Annotated in this window: 23 protein-coding genes; 12 read left to right on the plus strand and 11 right to left on the minus strand. The window is 47.7% G+C overall.

Annotation, left to right across the window (positions count from 1 at the left end):
• Window positions 1-20: 20 nt before the first annotated feature.
• Complete coding sequence (locus QD47_RS06820) at window positions 21-938, plus strand: YutD-like domain-containing protein (protein ID WP_044645418.1); 918 nt, start codon at window positions 21-23, stop codon at window positions 936-938.
• Window positions 939-1,082: 144 nt separating this feature from the next.
• On the opposite strand, the gene QD47_RS06825 is transcribed toward QD47_RS06820, so the two are convergent.
• Complete coding sequence (locus tag QD47_RS06825) at window positions 1,083-1,886, minus strand: NAD kinase (protein ID WP_014277899.1); 804 nt, start codon at window positions 1,884-1,886, stop codon at window positions 1,083-1,085.
• Window positions 1,887-1,952: 66 nt separating this feature from the next.
• Window positions 1,953-3,287, minus strand: a complete 1,335-nt coding sequence (ylbJ, locus tag QD47_RS06830; protein ID WP_044645419.1) for a sporulation integral membrane protein YlbJ — start codon at window positions 3,285-3,287, stop codon at window positions 1,953-1,955.
• 414 nt (window positions 3,288-3,701) lie between these two features.
• Between ylbJ and QD47_RS06840 the strand changes: the two genes are divergently transcribed.
• Together QD47_RS06840 and QD47_RS06845 are read left to right on the plus strand one after the other, a co-directional pair.
• Window positions 3,702-4,079 carry a globin domain-containing protein gene (locus QD47_RS06840; RefSeq protein ID WP_044645421.1) on the plus strand — a complete coding sequence of 126 codons (378 nt, stop codon included), beginning with the start codon at window positions 3,702-3,704 and terminating at the stop codon, window positions 4,077-4,079.
• 42 nt (window positions 4,080-4,121) lie between these two features.
• Window positions 4,122-4,832, plus strand: coding sequence for a DUF2225 domain-containing protein (locus QD47_RS06845; protein ID WP_200893395.1), 711 nt, complete (start codon window positions 4,122-4,124; stop codon window positions 4,830-4,832).
• Window positions 4,833-4,923: 91 nt separating this feature from the next.
• On the opposite strand, the gene QD47_RS32975 is transcribed toward QD47_RS06845, so the two are convergent.
• A complete protein-coding gene (locus tag QD47_RS32975; protein ID WP_082067120.1) occupies window positions 4,924-5,160 on the minus strand; it encodes a hypothetical protein in 237 nt (78 codons plus the stop codon).
• Window positions 5,157-5,327: a YycC family protein gene (locus tag QD47_RS30550; protein WP_014277894.1), complete on the minus strand. Its 171-nt coding sequence runs from the start codon at window positions 5,325-5,327 to the stop codon at window positions 5,157-5,159. Before QD47_RS30550 ends, QD47_RS32975 begins: the two co-directional genes overlap by 4 nt.
• Before the next feature lie 96 nt (window positions 5,328-5,423).
• Here QD47_RS30550 and QD47_RS06850 point away from each other — a divergent pair, with 96 nt between their 5' ends.
• Both QD47_RS06850 and QD47_RS06855 read left to right on the plus strand, forming a co-directional pair.
• On the plus strand, window positions 5,424-7,211 hold the full coding sequence (locus QD47_RS06850; RefSeq protein ID WP_044645423.1) for a M3 family oligoendopeptidase: 1,788 nt from the start codon (window positions 5,424-5,426) through the stop codon (window positions 7,209-7,211).
• 260 nt (window positions 7,212-7,471) lie between these two features.
• On the plus strand, window positions 7,472-7,873 hold the full coding sequence (locus QD47_RS06855; RefSeq protein ID WP_044645424.1) for an O-methyltransferase: 402 nt from the start codon (window positions 7,472-7,474) through the stop codon (window positions 7,871-7,873).
• A gap of 124 nt (window positions 7,874-7,997) precedes the next feature.
• Here the strand turns inward: QD47_RS06855 and QD47_RS06860 are convergent, their stop codons facing one another.
• Together QD47_RS06860 and QD47_RS06865 are read right to left on the minus strand one after the other, a co-directional pair.
• Window positions 7,998-8,237, minus strand: coding sequence for an alpha/beta-type small acid-soluble spore protein (locus tag QD47_RS06860; RefSeq protein ID WP_044645425.1), 240 nt, complete (start codon window positions 8,235-8,237; stop codon window positions 7,998-8,000).
• Window positions 8,238-8,327: 90 nt separating this feature from the next.
• Window positions 8,328-9,293, minus strand: coding sequence for an aldose 1-epimerase (locus tag QD47_RS06865; protein WP_044645426.1), 966 nt, complete (start codon window positions 9,291-9,293; stop codon window positions 8,328-8,330).
• A gap of 457 nt (window positions 9,294-9,750) precedes the next feature.
• Between QD47_RS06865 and trpS the strand changes: the two genes are divergently transcribed.
• Window positions 9,751-10,740, plus strand: coding sequence for a tryptophan--tRNA ligase (gene trpS, locus QD47_RS06870; protein ID WP_044645427.1), 990 nt, complete (start codon window positions 9,751-9,753; stop codon window positions 10,738-10,740).
• Window positions 10,741-10,790: 50 nt separating this feature from the next.
• Here trpS and QD47_RS32435 read toward each other — a convergent pair whose 3' ends face one another.
• Window positions 10,791-10,958 carry a hypothetical protein gene (locus QD47_RS32435; protein WP_014277888.1) on the minus strand — a complete coding sequence of 56 codons (168 nt, stop codon included), beginning with the start codon at window positions 10,956-10,958 and terminating at the stop codon, window positions 10,791-10,793.
• Between the two features lie 120 nt (window positions 10,959-11,078).
• On the opposite strand from QD47_RS32435, the gene QD47_RS06875 reads away from it, so the two are divergent.
• Entirely contained in the window at window positions 11,079-11,300 is a 222-nt protein-coding gene (locus tag QD47_RS06875) for an alpha/beta-type small acid-soluble spore protein (protein ID WP_025686385.1), read from the plus strand.
• Between the two features lie 262 nt (window positions 11,301-11,562).
• On the opposite strand, the gene QD47_RS06880 is transcribed toward QD47_RS06875, so the two are convergent.
• Window positions 11,563-12,546, minus strand: a complete 984-nt coding sequence (locus QD47_RS06880; RefSeq protein ID WP_044645428.1) for a metal-dependent hydrolase — start codon at window positions 12,544-12,546, stop codon at window positions 11,563-11,565.
• Between the two features lie 204 nt (window positions 12,547-12,750).
• On the opposite strand from QD47_RS06880, the gene cyoE reads away from it, so the two are divergent.
• A complete protein-coding gene (gene cyoE / locus QD47_RS06885; RefSeq protein WP_044645429.1) occupies window positions 12,751-13,695 on the plus strand; it encodes a heme o synthase in 945 nt (314 codons plus the stop codon).
• A gap of 105 nt (window positions 13,696-13,800) precedes the next feature.
• On the opposite strand, the gene QD47_RS06890 is transcribed toward cyoE, so the two are convergent.
• The 3 genes from QD47_RS06890 to QD47_RS06900 all read right to left on the minus strand — a co-directional run bounded on the left by QD47_RS06890 (window position 13,801) and on the right by QD47_RS06900 (window position 15,722).
• Window positions 13,801-14,142: a toprim domain-containing protein gene (locus QD47_RS06890; RefSeq protein ID WP_044645430.1), complete on the minus strand. Its 342-nt coding sequence runs from the start codon at window positions 14,140-14,142 to the stop codon at window positions 13,801-13,803.
• A 166-nt stretch (window positions 14,143-14,308) separates the two neighbouring features.
• Window positions 14,309-14,425 (minus strand): sporulation protein YjcZ, encoded by a 117-nt coding sequence (locus QD47_RS32980; protein ID WP_235332204.1) that lies wholly within the window; start codon window positions 14,423-14,425, stop codon window positions 14,309-14,311.
• A gap of 127 nt (window positions 14,426-14,552) precedes the next feature.
• Window positions 14,553-15,722, minus strand: a complete 1,170-nt coding sequence (locus QD47_RS06900; RefSeq protein ID WP_044645432.1) for an MFS transporter — start codon at window positions 15,720-15,722, stop codon at window positions 14,553-14,555.
• 213 nt (window positions 15,723-15,935) lie between these two features.
• Between QD47_RS06900 and QD47_RS06905 the strand changes: the two genes are divergently transcribed.
• The 4 genes from QD47_RS06905 (at window position 15,936) to QD47_RS06920 (ending at window position 21,954) form a co-directional block, all read left to right on the plus strand.
• Complete coding sequence (locus QD47_RS06905; protein ID WP_044645433.1) at window positions 15,936-16,421, plus strand: hypothetical protein; 486 nt, start codon at window positions 15,936-15,938, stop codon at window positions 16,419-16,421.
• 16 nt (window positions 16,422-16,437) lie between these two features.
• Entirely contained in the window at window positions 16,438-17,589 is a 1,152-nt protein-coding gene (locus QD47_RS06910; RefSeq protein ID WP_044645434.1) for a transglutaminase domain-containing protein, read from the plus strand.
• 20 nt (window positions 17,590-17,609) lie between these two features.
• Window positions 17,610-19,694, plus strand: a complete 2,085-nt coding sequence (locus tag QD47_RS06915; protein ID WP_044645435.1) for a peptidoglycan D,D-transpeptidase FtsI family protein — start codon at window positions 17,610-17,612, stop codon at window positions 19,692-19,694.
• Between the two features lie 181 nt (window positions 19,695-19,875).
• A complete protein-coding gene (locus QD47_RS06920; protein ID WP_044645436.1) occupies window positions 19,876-21,954 on the plus strand; it encodes a peptidoglycan D,D-transpeptidase FtsI family protein in 2,079 nt (692 codons plus the stop codon).
• Window positions 21,955-21,972 lie beyond the last annotated feature (18 nt).

Below are 21,972 nucleotides of genomic sequence, written 5' to 3' on the forward strand. Positions count from 1 at the left end.
GGAAAGGCGGTTAGATTAGCTTGTTTCATATCGGTGGTAAAAACTATGAAGTGTTGCAGGATCACAAGAACGGGTGGAATCCCGAAGCTTTTCGTGACCGGTATAGTGAAGTGCTGGAGCGCTATGATTATATTATTGGTGATTGGGGTTACAATCAGCTACGTCTAAAGGGTTTTTACCGTGACGGGCATCCCAAGGCCAACAAAGATACATCCATAGCAGTACTGGACGATTACATTAATGAATATTGTAATTTCGGTTGTGCTTATTTTGTGCTGCTTAAGAGCCGCGAAGTGCTCGGCAAGAATGAAAACAATGATGAATCCGTTTCGCCAGATCATCAACAGTTGGCAGAACCTCAAGCGGAACCAATGGAAACGGTTGGAGCCGGAGAGCCGCAAGAAGTGCTGCAACGCGCAGACGGAGAAGAACGGGAATGGCCGGAGCCAAGTCGCGAGTCTAGGGAAGCCGAGGAGCTGCGAGTGGAGCAGCCGCGTGAAGCTCAGGAAATTCGGGACTCACGGGAGTTGCAACAACGGGAACCAAGGGAAGTCCAGGAACCGCGTGAGCGACAGCCACGGGAATTCCGTGAAAGCCGTCCGTCCAGAGAAGGACGTGAAGGGAATCGACAGCGTGAGCCACGAGAAGCACGTGATTCGCGTCAGCCGAGAGAACCGCGTGAGGCGAAGGATGGACGAATTTCCGGTGAAGGGCAGCAAGCCCGGAAACAGCGTAATCAGCAAGGGAATTTCGAGAAAAAGGAATCCCGTGGCCCACGCTATGAGCGTCAACCGAAGGAAAACCGGGAGGGACGGCAAGTCCGCGTCTCACGTGATTCCGGAGGCCAGCGTCAGGTGCAGCCTGCTGCCAAAGCCGAAAGAGCTGAGGGAAGCAAAAAGAATAAAACATTCACAGCTCCACAACAAAACGGTTCCTGAATTTCAGGAGCCGTTTTTGTTTACTGGTAAAAAGATCAACTATGGATTGAGTTGGCCCTATCATACAAGCAAAAAGAGCCAAGGTTGGCTCTTTTTGCTTGTACTAGTACTTTTCAGTTCTATGTGTATTCGAAAGCAGCTTGCCTAATTAAGAAAGGCAATGCGTACCCGATCCCAAAATGGAAAGGGACGATAACGAGCGAAACTGACTTTGTGACTGGAGACCTGACAACGAACAGAAATCAAATCATCCACAGGGAAGTTCAGATGATCTACCGTCAACAGAAGACGCTGATCTTTTCTCGAAAAAATATCACAATGATGGTGCTTGGGCAGCAACAATGGCGATCCAAGTGTCCGATACACCCGGTTGTTAATGGAAGCGATCTCGGTTAATTGCAACGCTTCAATGGTGGGGTGAACCATAGCTCCGCCGAGTGCTTTGTTATAGGCAGTCGTACCTGAAGGGGTAGAAACGCATATTCCGTCTCCACGGAACATTTCGAAAGTGACATCGTTAATATCCACTTGTGCAACGACAGTGCCATCGACCCCTTTTAACGTAAATTCATTCAACGCAATAAAAGAAGCATTTCCCGACTTCTTGTGAATCTCCAGCTCGATCAATGGATACTTGACGATTCTCGGTTTAAGGGGTCCCTCAGATCCGCTTTGGCTCATCAGGTGGATTAGCTCCTCCAGCTCGTCCGCACGCCAATCGGCATAAAAGCCCAGATGACCGGTATGTACACCAACAAAGGCTATATCCGAAAGTCGGTCGATGAAGGTATGAAACGCATGAAGCATAGTACCGTCGCCTCCAATAGACACGACGATTTCCGGCGATTCGGCATCCAGCTTGAAATTCTTTTCTTGGGCAAGACGGTGAAACTGCTGACTCAAGTCCATGGAGTGCTGATCCCCGCGATCCAGAACATAATATCTCAAGATGAAAAGCTCCTTTGTCATGGGTATATACCGATCATAATCAATTATGAGCAAGAACACAATCGTTCATTTCCTGGGCGCTCCCCTTAGACGTGCGAATAAGCGGCTTGTGCCTGCACTCAACCAAGAGAGACAGAGCATTGCTATCAGCAGGCAGGTAAGGAATAGCAGGCTTTGCCACAGCACAGTGGATGAGAAGCCGGGAGACCAGATGATAACGTATATCGGAGAAAAGACCGGCGAGCTTCCCCAGCCCATGAGCGGACGCCATAGCACGAGAGCCAGCAGAGCAGAGATGATGCCGTGCGCAGCCCGAGCCAGCAAAAAAGGTAGGTACCGGAGATTCGTTGTATTCAAAATACTCGCGACTTGTGCATGAACCGATAGTCCGCCCCAGGAGAGGACAAAGGCTGCTGCGGCTACCTTGAACGGCAAAGCCGCTCCTATGGCTTCACCAGCGGCTTGTGCCCCTAAAGTGACTTCGAAAATACCACCTACAATGGAATCTGTTAACGTAGGAGGAAGGCCACAGGCGGACAACAAGCTTGCTGTAAGCAGACGAAGCCCGCTCATTAAACCGGAGTTCGTCAAAGCTTCCAGAATGACGCAGAAGAATACAACCAGTCCTCCTACGACAATAATAAGACGGAGGGAGGAAGCAATGGCTTGACGGAGCAGCTCCCCAAACGGACGGCCATCTTCCAAGCGTGCTGTATGCATAGCAAATAACGCTTGGCGCAGTCGTCCGCGTCGTTGCGCAGAAGACGCATCTAATTTGGCATTTGGAGCGACAGCGAGGGATGTTGGTGTAGGCTGCCCGGTGTGGCCTGCTGCGGTTGCAGCAGACTGGGGACGGTTGCCGTGAGTATCAGCGTCCCCCGAGCGGGAACCGTGAAAGCGCATGAGCAGGCCGATGATTAGCACGCCACCATAATGGGCAGCGCCCAGCACGACTGCAATTTCAGGTTGATGGAAGAAGCCGACGGAAACGGCACCGATCAGGAATATCGGATCAGAGGAAGTTGTAAAGGCGACCAGCCGTTCTCCTTCGATGCGGGTGATCCATTTTTGCTCCCACAGCTTGACCGTTAATTTGGCTCCAATCGGGTAGCCGGATGCACAACTGACAGCGGCGACAAAGCCTCCGCAACCGGGTACACGAAACAAAGGCTGCATGAGTGGGTCCAGCAGTGTACCTATAAAATGAACGATGCCAAAACCGAGCAGCAGCTCGGAAATAACGAAAAACGGGAATAAAGACGGAAACAGCACGTCCCACCAAATGGCTAGACCACGAAGTCCGGCATTCAGAGAAGATTGCGGGTGCGCCGCCATAAGTATAAATAGGAATAGCAGCATAAGAATGAGCAAAGGGAGTGAGTAACGGCGGTACAGCGGCATAGAGGCCCCTCCTTTGGAGTTCTACTACTATTTCTATGGACGAGGATGGACAAAGAGTACCAAAAAGTCAAGAAATCGTTTGCGCGAATTGCTGTATTTTTGTAAAGAATATGTTAAAATTAAAAAAACAACGATCCATAACCTTAAGGATGGAGTGATCAGGATGAGTATCGTTGCCGGTCTACTCGTGTGTGCTTTTGTGTATGTTATTCGTGCCTCTCTCGTCCATCCCGGTGAAGAGGATTGGCGGAGTTATTAGCTGTGTTTGTTGAATGGCGGACCTGTTTGTAAGTCGTGCGAGCCTGTCTGTATATGTGAAATGATAAGATGACGCTTATTCTTAGCGTCATTTTTTGTTTTTTGTTATAATACGGGTGTATATTTATTACCATAGCACAGAAAGTTGGGGGAAAAGTGAATCCTAGCCTGAGCATTTATGACAATCTTGGGGGTGCGGAAGGTGTTCGTGCTATTATTGAGGCCTTCTACCCGAGAGTTTATAAAGATCCGTTGTTAAGTCCGCTGTTTCCTGAAGACATAGAGTCGGTCAAGGAAAGACAGTATATGTTCCTGAGCCAGTTTTTTGGCGGACCATCCCTGTTTTCAGATGCCTATGGTCACCCGATGTTACGTGCCAGACATATGAAGTTTCCCGTAACGGAGGAGCGAGCAGAGGCATGGTTGTCCTGTATGGCGGGTGCGTTAACGGATACAGGCATTGAGGAGCCGCTTCGTTCATTTATACTTAACCGATTGTCCGGTCCTGCGCATCATTTTGTAAATACCCCGTAAACTTGCGGGGATTGCCGAATTTTGGAGAGGGTTGTAAAAACATTGGAACTTGAACCGTTATATCAGATTAAAATCTCTTGTCCGCTTTGTGAAGAAGAATTTCAGACATCTCGTGTCAGACCGAGCCTAAAGAAGGCAATTCGTACGGATTCAGACTTCTGCGCGTATTACAAGAATGAAAATCCCGATTTTTATGTCGTACGGGTTTGTCCTCATTGCGGATTTACCTCGACTGAGCATTCTACCGTTCAGTTAAGCGATCAGCAGAACAAGCTGTTTAACAACAAAATTGGTAATCGCTGGCAATCCCGTGAGTATAGCGGACATCGCAACTGGGAAGAGGCGCTGGAAACGTACAAGCTGGGTTTACTGTGTGCGCAGGTCATCGGGGAAAAGGAACGGGTGATAGCCAGCCTGTTACAGCATATCGCGTGGATGTACCGATACCAGGGGAACGAGGAGCAGGAGCTTCGGTTTCTAAAGTTTAGTCTGGACTCCTATATTCGAGTCTATGAGCTGGAAGGTGTCGGGGCGAATAATGCCAAGCTTCTCTATCTGATTGGAGAATTGCATCGACGTACAGGCAACTTTAACGAAGCGGTTCGCTGGTTTTCACGTGTCATTAATGACACGAAAATTATGGATGCGGCTATGATCCGGGCTTCCCGTGAACAATGGGCTGTATTGAGAGAACAAATGCTGGCTAAGGATATTCAACTGCCGGAGGAAATGCAGGACGCAAGCTCCTCCTGATAAAAAAGGTGTGCACTATGGCCGGATCAGGCTCATGGTTCACACCTTGTTTAATAAAAAAAGGTTACCTTTCTCAGTACTGCCTCATGAATTAATGATGGCGCAGGGTGGTATCTGACAGCAGATAATCGTTGTCACAATCCACCAAAGTAATCCTGCTATGGCAGCATGGAAACACAAGTAGCTTTTTCATACCTTCATGTATGAGCTTAAGCTCTTTGGGCTTTAGGGGTAGCAGGACGTTTTCATGGTCGCAAAACGGACAATATTGTACATAAACGTCTCCCATGACAATGTCATAAGGCCAGGTTTTGTGAAAAGGAATCATGATTTGTCCGATTCACCGCCGTTCGGGTCAGCGGTTTCTTCTTTGGCCAGTTCGGCCAGCTTTTGCATCAGAATATGCTGGGGTGTATGCATGAGATGTTCCAGCGGAATGCCGAGCTTTTCGGATAATTTCACAGCCGTTTCCGGCGAAATTTGTAAAGGTCTCATCCTGTATTCCTCCCAATTGTAGTGATTTTACCATCACGATGTAGCTTTATTGTATATGAAACCACATGATTCGCCAAAAAGAAAGGTGGAACTGCTATGAAAACACCATTGAAGCAAACATGGGATTTGGAATCCATATTTAGTGGGGGGTCTTCCTCTCCCTCATTTAAAGCATTTTTGGAGGAACTGGAGAGCAAGGTTCAACAATTGCAGTCCCAGCTTAAATCAGCCAAAGTACCGCAAACGGTATTGGATACCGAGCGTCTGGATAGTGTGCTGAGTGCTATGCAAGAGCTGTTTAACGGAGCATCGCAAGCAGGTTCTTTTGTTTCCTGTCTGACTGCTCAGAACCAACATGACAAGCAGGCTGTTGAACTGGGCGCACGCATAAATACGCTGTATGCACAGGGGAAAAGTGCTTTGGTTTCATTCCAGAACTTGCTGGCACAAACGAGTGAAGACATTTGGCAGAAGTGGATGGAACGGGAAGCGATTAAGCCAATCTCTTTTGTCCTGAATGAATACCGGAACGAGGCTCGTGAGAAAATGGCACCTGAGCTGGAAAGTCTGGCATTGGATTTGGCTGTGGACGGCTACCACGGTTGGGGTGATTTTTATGACACGATTGTCAAAAATATGACGATCCCTGTTCCAGAGAATGGAGAAATCGTAAATCTGTCTGTAGGGCAGGCTGCCAACAAGCTGGATGAACCGGATCGTAGTGTACGTCAAGAAGTGTTCACACGTTGGGAAGAAGCATGGACCAAGGTTGAGGACTATTGTGCGGATACGCTTAATCATCTGGCAGGCTTCCGCCTCAAGCTGTATGAAAATCGGGGCTGGACTGACGTGCTCAAGGAGCCGCTGGAAATCAGCCGCATGTCGGCACAGACGCTGGATACAATGTGGCAGGTCATTAATGAAACGAAGCCTGTACTGGTTAAATATCTGGAGCGGAAGGCGAAGCTGCTGGGCTTGGAGAAACTGTCTTGGCATGACGTTGAGGCCCCACTGGGAACGTCTACTACTAAAATCCCATACGACGATGCAGCCGTAACGATTGTTGAGCAATTCGGTAAATTCAGTCCAAGAATGGCTGATTTTGCTCAAATGGCTTTTGAGAAAAGCTGGATTGAAGCAGAAGATCGTCCGGGCAAACGTCCTGGTGGATTCTGTACTTCCCTTCGTCTTAGTAAAGAGACCCGTATTTTCATGACCTACGCCGGATCGCCTTCCAACGTTTCGACACTGGCCCATGAGCTTGGACACGGTTATCATCAGCATGTGATGAATGAATTGCATCCATTGAATCAAAATTATGCGATGAACGTAGCCGAGACGGCTTCGACGTTGGCAGAACTGATTGTATCGGATGCTTTGCTGGAGGCTGCCGAGGGTCAGGAGAAGGTAGCATTGCTGGAGGATAAAATTCAGCGCGGCGTAGCCTTTTTCATGAATATCCATGCCCGCTTCCTGTTTGAAACCCGTTTTTACGAGCTGCGGAAAAAAGGGGTCGTAGGAGCACAGCAACTGGGCGAATTGATGGAACAAGCACAGCGTGAAGCGTTCAGCGGTGTTTTGGATGAGGCTCACCCTCATTTTTGGGCCTCCAAGCTGCATTTCTATATTACGAACACTCCATTCTACAACTTCCCATATACATTTGGATACATGTTCAGTGCCGGGATTTACGCCTTTGCGAAGAAAAATTCAGATGGCTTTGCCGATCAATATGATGCCTTGCTGCGTGATACGGGTCGCATGACCGTGGAAGAATTGGCCTCCAAGCATTTGGGGACCGATTTAACACAGGCTGACTTCTGGCGTAATGCCGCGCAAGTCACAGTTCAGGATATTGAGCAATTTTTGCAAATGACGGAATAACGGATGTACTTCAAATCAGGTCTCTCACGAGGGGGGGCCTTTTTTGCGATTCTTGCAGAAAATGAGGAATAAAGTCGTAATGTGTCGAATAAGCGTTGGTATTACCTGTTGGCGAAATTTAAATTGATGGATATACTTAGAAATTAGTTATAAATGCCCATTTATGTTGTTTATGATTGTAACGTTAAAAAGCTTCGCATATAATTGAGTCATAAGACCTATTAATGGTTTTGAAACAGGTATATAGGGGGATTTTTATAATGGATGAAGTAGGTCAATTGTCGTTAGCAAGGCAGATGGATATCGTTTTTAAAGAACTGGATGATGAACTGGCGGGTTTGTCGTCAGGAACTGTATTTGTACAAATACGTAACAACGTGGTTGGGAAATTTGGTATCCGTCATAATCCGATTGCAGGCAAAGGAGGTACATTTGGAGCGGTGGAGCCGGGACTGTCTGTAGATCATCGGGCGGACTTCCGTCGTATGGCGCTGGATACGCTAAATCACAAGCGGAGTTGGACTCATGGCGAAATTGCTTTCGATTTTGCTGTCAGACAGGGAACCATTCTGGTGGATGCTACGCTGGAATCGAACTATAACATGGCGAATCTCATGATCCGTTATAACAAGCCTACATACCGAGCGGCTAAATCGGAATAATCATCCATAGAAAAGGGTAAAGAAAGGGCGGCCTTCCTGGGGAAGACCGCCTTTGTTATATGCCCGCCCTACCGCATTTTGGTTAAATGCGATGAACGGAATGCAACATGTGGAATAATGACGCTTATTGACCTGAACGTCCTGATAATTGCTGTTCGGCCAGCTGTACCAAGCGTTTAGTGATATAACCTCCCAGAGAACCAGCCTCACGGGATGGCATGTCACCATAATAACCGTCTGCCGGAATGGTGATGCCGAGTTCTTGTGCTGCTTCATATTTCAATTGTTGCAGTGCGTTGGTGGCCTGAGGTACGACCAGGTTGTTACTGCGGCGTCCTCTGCCTTGATTAGCTCCATTAGCCATGTGTAGTCACCTCCTTCGGCTGTGATGAGGTTATTATGCGACAGAGTTATGAAAATATGCGCCGAAGGAAGGAAAATGAATAGAGGGAAATTACGGATATATCATATGAATCTGAGTTTTCAGGTTAATGGATTGCTGAGGCTCCAGACGAATCAGTCCGCCTGTCCCCACAGGATCGTGTAAATTGGGTGCATCAGACAGCCAGGTATAAGGCTCGATGCAAAGATACTGATCGCATTCACCCTTGGTATACAACACCCAATACTTAAAGTATTGTTCATCCGCCGTGTAGCGTATCTGATAACCGTCATCACGGGTCAATAGGGCCTCAGCAGGTCCTTCCGATGCTCGCAGCAGCGTATCCAGATTCGTTCCTTTCAGGGAAAGTCCCGTAGATAGCGGCTCCAAGTCATTCAAAGGGGTGATTGTACCTGTTGGGAGCTGTTCAGCGTCCTGCTCATATATGCCATTCACAGGCAGCTCCAGGCGCCAGCGCTCAGGCTCTCCGTCCACCATAAACCAGGTGTGGTATCCCAAGCCGAACGGGGCTGCTTTGTCACCCAGATTTGTTACACGCAGCGTTTGACTCAATACGGGTCCCTGCAAGCGGTAAGTCATCTCCAGACGCAGAGGAATAGGAAACTGCTCGATCCAGTGCGGATCACTTTCCGTCAACAGCTCGGTGGTCACGCTGCAACCTTCCTCATCTTCTTCAATATCACTGCAACGCCAGGATTGATTACGATGCAGCCCATGTATATGATTGTCGTTGGCCGTATTCCGATCAAACTGATAGGGAACACCGTCAAACTCGAATTGTCCTTTGCGGATTCGGCCGGGAGGGATCAGAATCGGCAAGCCAAAATGATACGGCTTTTGCAAATAAAAGGCCAGTTCTTCCTCGCCAGGACGCCGTACGATATCCCGATCCAGCTTCAGATCACGCACCGAGATAATATTATTCCCGAGACGGGGGATCATCGTAACTTCCAGCTCAGGGCTATGTAAAACATACGTGTCGTAACCATTCCAATGTTCTTTGGTCACTTGTTTCATATCCATGCTCCTTTGTCCACTATAATCGGTTGAAGCTTCGTGTCATTATGATAACAGATTTTTGCTCGCAGGGTACAATCGTCATTTGACAATTACAGGATGCGGAATTATCATAAATGTAGTTTACGATGTAATGACATGGATAACGCGATGATGAGGACAAGTAAGCCTTCGCATACGCTCTTCAGAAAGCCGGTGGTAGATGCGAACCGGTGAGCCTGCACTGCTGAATGGACCTTGGAGTGCCGTACAGAACAGGAAGCATTCTTCCTCAGTATGACGGCCGATTGCTCCCCGTTAACGGAGCTATAAGATTGCAAGCAGCCACGGGGCATGACTCCGACAAGTAACAGGCTGAAGGCAATGAATAAGGGTGGTACCACGGTCTCGCGTCCCTTGAGGATGCGGGGCCTTTTTGCGTTCAATTGTTTCAATAAATTCAGGAGGAATGATGAATATGAAAACTGTACTTTCAGGTATTCAGCCCAGCGGACAGCTTACTTTGGGCAATTATATCGGTGCAATGAAAAACTTTGTCAAGTTGCAAGAGGATCATCGTTGTTACTTTATGGTCGTAGACCTTCATGCCATTACGGTGCCGCAGGAACCTGCTCAATTGCGTGAACAGTCGGAGGCCGTGGCGGCATTATTTATTGCAGCAGGTATTAACCCCGAGCAATCCAACGTCTTTTTACAGTCCCATGTACCTCAGCATGCGGAGCTGGGATGGTTGATGACAACCCTGACCAATATGGGCGAGCTGGAACGCATGACCCAGTTCAAGGACAAATCGGAGGGTAAGGACTCGGTAGGTGCGGGATTGTTCGTATACCCAGCACTGATGGCAGCTGATATTTTGCTTTACAATGCGGATTTGGTTCCTGTAGGTGACGATCAGAAGCAGCATCTGGAGCTAACGCGCGATTTGGCAGGTCGTTTCAATCATCGTTATGGAGATTATTTCACTGTTCCCGAGCCGTATATCCCTGAGGTGGGTGCACGAATTATGTCATTGGATGATGCCTCCAAAAAAATGAGCAAAAGCAATCCGAATGCGGGCAGCTATATTGCTCTGCTGGATGAACCGAAAGTCATTCGCAAGAAAATCAGTCGCGCTACCACTGATTCCGGCAGTGAGGTTAAATATGACCCGGCAAGCAAACCGGAGATCAGCAATCTGATGGGAATTTACAGCCAGTGTACGGGCCTGTCGCTTCAGGAAGTACAGAATCGTTATGAAGGTCAAATGTACGGTACGTTCAAAAAAGAGCTGGCAGAGGCGGTTGTATCCACCCTGGAGCCTATTCAACAGCGTTATCGTGACATCAGGGAATCCGGTGAGATTGGACGCATTTTGGCCCAATCCGCAGAGCGGGCGCAAGAAGCGGCTGAAATCACGCTGGCTGCGGTCAAAGAACGTATGGGGTTTCTGCCCCGCAAGCGCTAAGACAAACCGCAGGCCAACGCGATCAGGCGTTTAACAGGAATGTGAATGTCTCAGGAGCGACGTTGTTTGGCCTTGATAACAAAGCCCCAGCCGATGTTGCCGACAGAGAGAAGGCCCAGTAAAATAGCAAGCCAAGCGGAATAACTGATGGATATGGCGGCTGCCGTCAGCAGGACAATGGATGAAACGGCGAACCACAGTGATAGACCTTTGCTCATGGAAAAAACCTCCAGCGTTCGAATGTTGAATTTTAGGAATAAGCAGGTGTAAGCGAGCCATAATAATCTTGCAAGCTTGCAATGAACCTCACTCACAAAGAACTGAAAGGAGATTCAAATATGAGCAGACGTCGTTCAAACAACCTGCAAGTACCGCAGGCCAACGCCGCTTTACAACAATTAAAATATGAGGCCGCTCAAGAACTCGGCATCACAATCCCTCAGGATGGTTACTACGGTAACGTCGTTTCCCGCGAAACAGGCTCTCTCGGGGGATACATCACTAAAAAGCTGGTCCAACAAGCAGAGCAATCCTTGTCGGGCAGTGGCCGTATGCAGTAATACACATAAACACTCCATCTTGGAAGCTGTATTATGAGCAACTGTGATGAAGAAAATCCGGAGCAATTATGCTCCGGATTTTTTGCGAGCATGGCTTATGACCATTGTGAATCACACAAGTCCGCTTCGTCAAGAGGGCGCTTTCATGCAGCTCTTTATGGAGGGATGGTTTTTTCGGTGAATGGCAAAAAAACAGCAAGCTCCAGGGTCAGGGGAGACTTGCTGTTCTTTTGTCGTTCGCGTTGCTTGCTGATATGCTTTTTTAATTCGTATGCAGGGAGAGGCGTTTCTGCATCTTTTCATGGCTGAGCCAGCCGATATAGCTGTTGATCAGTCCAAACTGCTTATCCATGGCGACTACGGCCACGAAGGGATATTGCCTCCGATGCCGATACCGAACATCCGCCCAGCGTACAATGTAGCCCCATTCCAGCTCTTCCACCTCCGCAACAGCAAAGGAAGAAAAATAGCGGAATGCCTGCACATCACGGTAGGATTTGGATGCTTCTACGGCCGGATGTGTGGACGGAACCGCATGTTTTGTCCAAAAAAGATGCTTTCCGTTCAGTCCACCAATGTCATAACTTCCATTCTGATGAGCTTTTACCACATGCCACCGGTTCCATGAAACCGTGGGAATGATATAATAGATATCGTCCGGCTGACGCTCGGTGTCCATATCACCTACCGCATTTCTGGTACGGAAATGACTCCAGGTGCGCCAAATATAGTACAGGCCTGTAATGATGTACAACGTAATAAATAAGGGAGCTGGTGAAACCAGTCCAGTGACCCACAGTAGAATAGCAGCAACATGGGTGCCGAATATAAAGGGATCAAAGATGTGAATAATATTCCATGATATCCATTTGGGCGTAAACGGTCGAAATGCCTGTGTCCCGTACGTATTGAACAAATCTACAAACACGTGCAGGCAGACAGCAATCGTGACCCACAAGGCGACATGTTCGATAGGTACATCCCTGAAAATAAGGCCAATTAATCCCGTTATGGACAAGATCCATATCAACCAGAAGGGGATGGAGTGCGACAGTCCACGATGATTGCGGATGTAGGCTGCATTGTTTTTTAATCGAAGCAAGGTGTCAAAGTCTGGTGCCTGTGACCCTACGACCGTGGCCAGCAGTATGACTGCCGCCAGCTTAGGATCTGCGGCGACGGCAGGATCGGTGTAGGCGAGCCCGGCCAACCCGATCCCCATGACAAAGTGTGTGGCTGTATCCATATCTGTCGCTCCTTTTTGTATTGTATCCTGTACTTATTACTACCCCAATTTACTGTAAACGATCAGCAAGCTCGATTCGTTATCGAAATTGTGAACGTTTTGTGCGTTTTCTGTCAAACTTTTTACGGAAACTATATGATAAAATTTATATCGGAGTTCAACTTACTCCCGAATTCATATATCTCTAAGGGGGAGTTACTCACTATGGACAATATTAGTTATAAGGCTACTTCAGATACGGCTACCTATTCGGTTAAATCCAAACCACCCGGTAAGGCGGGTACATGGAAAGATTTTATAACAGTCACCAAGCCAGGCATTCTCCGCACTAATCTGGTTGCGGCATTTGGTGGTTTTTGGTTGGCCTCACAATGGGACGTTGACTATATAAAGCTGATTCTGACGTTGCTAGGTACAATGCTGGTTATGGCGTCTTCTTGTGTTTTTAACAACTATTTTGATCGTGAACTGGATTTGAAAATGGAGCGTACACGCAATCGCTCACTGCCAACAGGGCGTTTGACTCCCACAACGGTGTTGTCATACGCTATTATTTTGGGCGTTGTCGGGCTGGCTGTACTGTTCTTTTTCTCTGGAGTCAAGGCAGGATTGCTCGGTATACTCGGCATGTTCGTATACGTCGGTATTTACACGCTTTGGCTGAAACGCTCATCCACATGGAGTACATCCATTGGCGGTATTTCGGGCGCAATGCCTCCTGTGATCGGCTATGTGGCCGCTTCGGGTCGTATTGACATGGGCGCATGGCTCTTATTCGCCCTTTTGTTCCTATGGCAGCCGCCTCATTTTTGGGCACTTGCAATCCGCAGGGTCGAAGAATACCGTGCAGCAGGATTTCCGTTGTTGCCTGTCGTGAAAGGTATTCACCGTACTAAAATTCAAATGATTCCTTATATCGTGTTGCTGATTCCGGTACCGATCCTGATGTATGCTTATGGATATGCTGGCATGATTTTTATGATCGTTTCCGTATTGCTGTCCGTGCTCTGGGCCTTTTATGCCTTTAAAGGTTTCACCATTAAAGAAGAAGAGACGGATTCCTGGGCTAAAAAAGTATTTTTCTTTTCCATTAACCATCTGACACTCAGCTTTCTGCTGATGATCGTGGATACGGTTCACAAGTTCTAAGACAAGATATTTTTAAATGTGTAACATTTAGCTGTCCATCAGGCATAAATCGGCCTGGCGGACAGCTTTTTTTGTGGATGGTTTTCATGACTAGGGTTCTCATAACTATAGAACAGGCGGGTATAAAATATACTCTTCCAGTCCTGCCTTTTCCAATTGGGCGATCACATATTCATCTGGTGTGCCTTCTACTCCTGCGTATCCTTTGCGGGTATACATATGATGCGCATCTGGAAAAGAGTCGGCAAGCACACCACGTATTTTTTTGCCTGAGCTGTCATTGTCCATAAATAAGTATATTTCGTCATGCTTGGCCTTCTTGCGGAGGGACTCCAGTTTTACTGAGTTTAGCGTGCCGAAGGTGCATAAGATATGAACCTCGGGATCAAGTAAACGACGAAGTTTACTACGGTCATTTTTCCCTTCAACGATAACGGTAATCGTCATCTTGCTCACCCCCTGCTTAAAGCCTGTGCTCGAAATTCCCCGGGAAATGAAAGAATATGTGTATAGTGTAGCTCCAAACAGGGTTCTCATGCAAAAAAGCAACAAAACAGCCTGCCAGAAGTGGCAGGCATGGGTACAAGGGCGGCATGTTAGGGCAATTCAGACATTAAATCCAGCAAGTACGAAGAATAATGACGAGCAGGATATAAAGAACGAGAATGGTGCCGGTCGAAGTCCCAAATCCACCACAAGAAACAGGGCTTACAGGATGACAGTGGCTCACGGAATGCACCTCCCTTCATACATAAATGTTCAGTCAAACCAGTCTATGTTGATAAGGGATTTAGGTACTGTGCATTCGCCTTTTTGTAAGGTGCTTTGGGCGTTACAGGGGGAGCATCTCAAACGATCTAGGAATGATATGGCCCTGAAGTAGACAGCGGCGGTGCCGGGAATAACCGTTGAATAGGAATGAACAGCAGGCCGGTCATCAAAATCAGAAAAGCGATAAAAAAAGGTGAAAAATGAACGGGGAGCTGGCCAGCCAGCACCGGTCCGGCAAAGGAGCCGAGAGACGTTGCAATGGATTGCATCGCAAAGGTTTTGCCCAACCGTGCACCTCCAAGCCGTATAAAGAGTGAGGCCAGTGCTGGAAAAGTAATGCCTTTGGCTGTTCCCAGTATAAAGAGTACGATTCCAATCACGGACTCGGGCAAGGTGGCGAGGGCATAGAAGCACAGGGACATCAGTATGATGCCGCAAATCAGCCGTATCATCGGTGAATACTTGTTTAGAAAAAGCAGACTGAGTGTACAGAGCGCTCCCAGACTGATAATGGAAAAGAGCAGTCCTGTGGACATCATGGACGCAGTACCGTTATTGCGCAACGGGATTTCGTAAAATAAAATGCCTTGTGCGCACGCCAAAACAAAAGGCACAAGTAGGTAACGCCAATTGAAGGGTAGAAGCGGTTGTGCCCCGGTTAGTGGAGCGGGTGCTGTATGTCCGTCAGATCGTTGAGCCTGGAGAGCGGGCGCCGTTTTGGGCAATGTAAAATAAGCCATGAGTCCTGTGATCACGAGAATGATGCCGAGGGAACGGAATGTCTCGCTAAAGCCAAAGCTGGCTACAATGAACGCGCCTGCCGCTGGAGACAGGACAGAGGCTAGCGTGTGAACTACGCCATGTCCCGACATATATTTGCCCTGCGTAACCGGGTGATCGGATAGCTGGGCGAGCATAGTCATGCAAGCCGGGGACAAAAAAGCCAGCACAAAGCCGCTGATTGCACGAAGAAAAAGTAGCTCCCACGGGGTATGAATGTATGCCTGAATAATCAGGATGAGCCCTGCAGCTGTCAGACTGAACATAATATATCGGCGGCTGCCGTGTTTATCTACCCTTGGCCCCGCCATTAAATTACCAGGCAGATGAGTCAGGGAGTATATGCCCAACATCCAGCCGATAAAGGTGGGCGCTGCGCCCAGAGAGATGGCGAATGGTGTGAGAATAGGATATTGTGCGTGCAGATCAAAAAAAGCGATGAACAAAAACAGATACAGCCAGAGGGCTGTTTTCAAGTGGATGACCCCCTTTCCCTAGATAGACTTTCTATGCTGCTATGTGGCATGAGCTCATTCTAAGTTGTACGCTGGAGTGGACGGACATAGACCCTTTTTGTGCGGACAAGGGGCGGAAAAGAGCTAAGCTGACAGGGCGTTATGTAATCATGTATAATTACAGAGACGATTTTACAATTCGAAAGATGCAGTTGAAAACGGGAGTGTAGTGAAATGGATAAGAGTGTCTGGACAGAGTTTTTAAAACATAATTGGCAGATCGTTCAGGATAACTGGCTATATATATTAATTGGGCTTGTCCTATTGCTTGTCATATTGAAGATTGTGAGAACCCTTGTTAAATGGCTGCTTGTCATTGTGGTGGTTGTGGGCTTGCTAATTTACAGCGGTATTTCCTTTGATCAGGTGGGCAAGGTAGTTACCCAGGCGAAGGATGATGCGATTAACAAGTTTCAGAGCGAGGCCTTGAGTATGATGATCAAGGAAGGACGGGATGCGAAATACACCTCTAACGGAGACGGTACGTTCTCGGTAACCAGCTCCAACCTGGAGGTAAAAGGCCCGTTCGATGGCGATAAGGTCAAGGTATGGTTTCAAGGCATGCCGCTGGGCGAGTGGAGCATGAGCGACACCGTCAAGAAATATATCGAAAGTGCGAAAGGCTCGACTGTAACACAACAGTCGCCGCAGTCGCCGTAAAGACAGGGGGAGCATGATGAAACCATCCTGGCTGGAGCCTGTCCTTCATTGGAATGGCGTGACGGTGTTGTTGATCGCTATCGTTCTTTTGTCGTTAATACAGGGCTGGCGGCGGGGAGCTTCCAGATCTGTAGGTGCACTATTCGGTCTCATTGTGGATGGCATACTGACTGTTGCCGGAATTCTGTGCTCATTAGGGTTGGCTATGTGGCTTTCACCAAAGGTGCAGCAATGGCTGGCCGCTTATATGGAGCATTTGCCGCAACGGGGACTGAGCGGAATTGAGCAATTTTATTATACGCTTGTAGCAGGGCTTGAAGGCTTTCCGCTGTTGCGTTTTGCCGTCTTGTTCATGCTCAGCTATGCTGTTGCGCAATTTGTGCTGCGTGCGATTTATGTGATGGTAGTGGGTGGCAGATCGGATTCCTCTCTGCGTGAGCAGGAAAAGAAATCGGGCTTTTTCAGCAGGCTGGCGGGGGCCGGGATTGGTACCCTTATCGGTGGAGCACGCGCTGTGATGGTCATAGCGTTACTATTTATAGGTGTAAGTTTATACCCGGACAGCGGGTTTAGCAGCTATGTCCAAGCTTCACCGATTTATAAACAAGGAGCGCAATCGGTCATTGAACCTTTATCCGGTACGCTGATTAAGGATAAGCTGCCCGTATTTACGCAGGCCGTCACCAAGGAATTGAACGGCATTTTGCAGCGTAAATATGAAATGATTGACCGGGATATTCCGAACGATATTGAGCAGGCCGCGACCAAGATTACAGAGGGGGTAAGCGGCGATGAGCAAAAAGCCAGAGCGTTGTATCAGTGGGTAGGCACGCGTATTAGCTATGATTACGGCAAAGTAGAGGCCTATGAGCAGCGTGGTGACTGGCATGAGCAGACCCCGAGAGATACATTTGATACACGCAAGGGTGTCTGTATTGACTATGCCCGTCTGTATGCGGTGATGGCTCGCTCTCAAGGGCTTCAGGTGAAGGTGGTAACCGGGCTTGGCTACAACGGACAGGGAGGCTACGGTTCACATGCCTGGAATGAAGTGTACTTGAGTGGGCAGCATCAGTGGGTACCGTTAGACCCGACCTGGGCACAGAGTGGAGACTGGTTTAATCCGCCTGGTTTTGCCCAAACACATATCAAGGATAAAGTGATTTAAAAAGGAGTGGAAAAGGGCACATGAGAAAGATGGACAACGAGCAAGGAAAAGACAACGAGACGTCCGACCGAAAAAGATTCAGCTTCCGGATCAATCTGTTCTTTTTCAGCTCGTTCATTATATTTACGGTCATTATCGTAAGACTGGCGATACTTCAATTTGTGGAAGGCCCTCAGCTTAAGCAGCAGGAGGCCAGTAATGTTACCAAAAATGTACCGCTTACGCCGATTCGCGGAACGATTTACGATTCAACCGGGCAAAACAGGCTGGCATATTCTACACCTGTACAATCGCTGTATATTACGCTTTCCAAGAACTACAGTGATAGTATGGAAAAATTGCGTGATAATGATAAAAAGCTGTTGCCTGAGCTGGAGAAAATGACGCAAAAGCTGGCGAATCGATTTGCCGAATATGGCGATAAAAACGAGCCGAAAATGACGGCAGCGCAAATTATGGACGCTATGGACCGGAACTATCAACGGTTTAGCGGTTTTACGCCCCGCCTGATTAAAACCAATCTTAATAAAGATGAAGTTGCCTATTTCATGCAGCATAAGAGTGAGTTTCCAGGGGTAGATGTTGTGGAGGAAACCGTACGACATTATGATCCTGATACGGTGGCTGTCCAAACAGTGGGTTACATTAAAAGCTACAAAAGTGCGCGTGAAAACCTGGATAAATATAAAGACATTCAAAAATCCATGTCAGCGGAAAATGATCCGGGACTCATCTATATGGATAACGAATCTGTTGGCTTTGATGGATTGGAATTTCAATATCAGGAGCAGTTACGAGGGAAAAATGGCTACAAAACGGTCCCGATTGATCCGCGTAATATGCCGGAGGGTGTAGATTCCGTTACTCCTCCGCAAAAGGGAAACAACATTTATTCCACCATTAACAAAGAGATTCAGGTTAAAACAGAAAACGCCATTATGGATCAATTAAGATGGTTGCATTCCCATGCTGTATCTGGCAAGACTCATCCTTATGCCAAGACAGGCTTTGCTGTAGCCATGGAAGTGGATACAGGGAATGTAGTGGCGATGGCCAGTATGCCGGATTATGATGCGAACTATTGGCAAACTGGAAATATATCATCAGATAACTACAAGAAAATTCAAAATGTATATTTGAATGGTACTATTCGCTCCTTCGGCTCCGGTCAATCGGGTCAACATCCAGAGTCGGTTGTACTGCTCGGTTCCACTATTAAACCGCTATCTGTGTTGGTGGGCTTAGAGGAAGGTCTATTCAGTACATCGTCCTATTATCAGGATACGGGTGCTGCTTATTTTGGACGTAACAATTCGTCTCGGGTACGTAACTCTTCGGGTCATGTGTATGGCGGACTGGACCCGGCATCTGCCATTCGACATTCTTCGAATGCATTCATGGTCGACATGGTAGGCAAAAGACTGTACAACAAATACATTAATAATGCCAAGGAAGATCAAGGTGTGAATGTATGGGACCGTTATATGAAGGAGTTTGGACTAGGTGTGTCTACGGGGGTAGATTTGCCAACTGAATGGGCAGGACGAAGAGAGTATGCGCATAATGATAAGGAGTCGTCACTGTCCAAGTTGGCGTATGCTTCTTTTGGTCAACAGGGTAAATATACAACGCTCCAGCTTGCACAATATACGACAGTGCTGGCGACCAAGGGCAAACGGATGGAGCCTCATTTGGTTAGCCAAATTAAAGATACTAACGGCAATGTAGTTCAAACGATTAAACCGAAGGTGCTGAATGAAGTGAAATTCCCGGATGCTTACTGGAATGAAGTCATACGCGGGATGGCTACAGATGTCAGCGCATTTAAGGGTTTCCCGTATGACTTTGCCCGCAAAACGGGTACATCTCAGCAAAGCGTAGGCGGAACACTGAAGGATAACGGGGTATTTATTGCATTTGCACCACGAAAGAATCCGAAGCTGGCCGTAGCGGTCATTATTCCCGAAGGAGGTTTTGGCGCGACGAGCGCTGGACCTGTGGCACGCAAAATCTTTGACGCCTATGATGAGGTGTATGGTTTGGACGGAGTGCCTAAGAAAAAGGATGCTACAGCATCCGATCCCAATGCAGTTAAACAGCCATAATAAAGTACTACGTAACAATTCATTAAAGCTTCTCTCGGCCATTGTGCTAAGAGGAGTTTTTTTTATGATCTTTATCCGTTTTCTTACAAAATTGTAACCACCAAATTCATCGTTATTTACCACTATTATGGTAGGATCAGGGATATGATAACCCCGGTGAAAGGAGTAATGACCTGCTAATATGGACAGAGGAAGTTTGGATAAGAAGTTTTCATTCAAAAAGAAAAGCCATGAAGAAAATGAAGAGACACAAAAAAAGCGGACGGTTTATCGGACCAATCTTCTTTTTTTTAGTGTTTTTGTGTTATTTGCCATTATCATTACCAGACTGGCGGTTTTACAGTTTGTGCAATCGGCAGAGCTGAAGGAGCAGCAGCAATCCGTAAATACGAAAAATGTCCCGTTAGCCCCGAGACGCGGCACGATTTATGACTCTACGGGTCTCGTCAAGCTGGCGTATTCAACTCCGGTACAGTCGCTGTATGTGACCTTACCCAAGGATTATAGCAAACGAGCAGAAAAAGACCGTAAGCCGGGAAAAAAGCTGCTTCCTGAGTTTAATGCTTTTGTTGAAAAGCTTGCTGTCAAGCTGAATGAGTTAGGAAGTACAGAGGGCGAGCAGCTTGATGTAGAGAAAATTAAGGAACGGCTGGACAAGGACTACACTCAATACAGGGGCTTTACTCCGCGCCTGGTCAAATCTGACTTGAATCGGGAGGAAATTGCCTATTTTCTGGAGCATCGGCAGGAGTTTCCCGGAGTAGAAGTTGTGGAGGAGAGTGTGCGCCATTATGACCCGGATCGGGTGGCGGTGCAAACGATTGGATATATGTACAAGTTCAAAGGAGCGCGTACCAATCGGCCAAAATACAAGGAGATATATCAAGCCAATTCGGAGGTCCTAAGACCCGAACAGGTTTACTCGGAAAGTGAGACCGTCGGATATGATGGCTTGGAGCTTCAGTATCAGGATGAGCTGAGAGGAAAAAACGGCTATAAAACGATAGAGGTAAATCCGCGTAGCATGCCAGAAGGCATTGAATCCATTACTCCTCCGAAAAAAGGATACCATCTGTATTCCACCATTAACAAGGAAATTCAGCAAAAAACGGAACAAGCGATTGTTGATCAGCTTCGTTGGCTTCATACTCATCCGGTATCGGGTAAGCTCCACGGCGATGCCACTACCGGCTTCGCTGTAGCGATGGAGGTCGAGACAGGAAATGTCGTAGCGATGGCCAGTATGCCGGACTATGACTCCAATGTATGGAAAACGGGAAGTACATCGCCTTCGGTATATGACGAAATTCAGCATAAAATGGGGAACGGAACGATTAAATCCGTACCTAGTGGAAAAGCGGGTCCGCATCCAGAATCCTCGGTGCTGCTGGGTTCAACCATTAAACCCCTAACCGTGCTGATCGGGTTGAAGGAAAACTTATTTTCTCCCGGACAAACTTATCTGGATACGGGTAGCGCATACTATGGTAAAAATCGATCAAGCCGGGTCGGTAATTCGAGTGGACACGTGTATGGTCCTCTGACACCTAGCAAGGCAATTGAGTTCTCGTCGAATACTTTCATGGTGGATATGATCGGCAAGCCGCTGTATGACAAATACGGAAGTAATGCAGGGATGCATCAGGGAATTGATGTATGGGACAAGTATATGAAGGAATTTGGATTAGGCGTCCCGACTGAAGTCGATCTGCCGGGCGAGTGGGCAGGCAGACTTGAGTATACGAGCAAGCATGAAAGTGCGCTGACACGCTTGGTACAGGCATCCTTTGGTCAACAGGGGAAATATACGGCGATGCAGCTTGCCCAGTATACAACTGTACTGGCAACAAAGGGCAAGCGTATGCAGCCGCATTTGGTCGGTAAAATTGTGGATGATCAGGGCAACCTCGTGCGTGACTTCAAGCCCAAGGTGCTAAATGAGGTCGCTTTTTCAGATACGTACTGGAATACGGTGATTCGCGGTATGGCTACGGATGTTAAAGCATTTAACGGGTTTCCATATGATTATGCCCGTAAAACGGGGACTTCCCAGCAGGTGGTGGGACGTGCTGTTAAAGATAACGGGGTGTTCATTGCTTTTGCTCCGCGTCAAAATCCGAAGCTGGCCGTAGCGGTCATTATTCCTGAAGGGGGCTTTGGCGCGACGAGCGCCGGGCCTGTGGCACGTAAAATATTTGAAGCTTATGACGAGGTTTACGGATTGGATGGTACACCAAAAAAGCCGCAGGCAGCGAAATGAGGACTTGAATTCTTTTGT

The sequence above is a fragment of the Paenibacillus terrae genome (assembly GCF_000943545.1).
In the GTDB taxonomy this organism is placed as follows: domain Bacteria; phylum Bacillota; class Bacilli; order Paenibacillales; family Paenibacillaceae; genus Paenibacillus; species Paenibacillus terrae_A.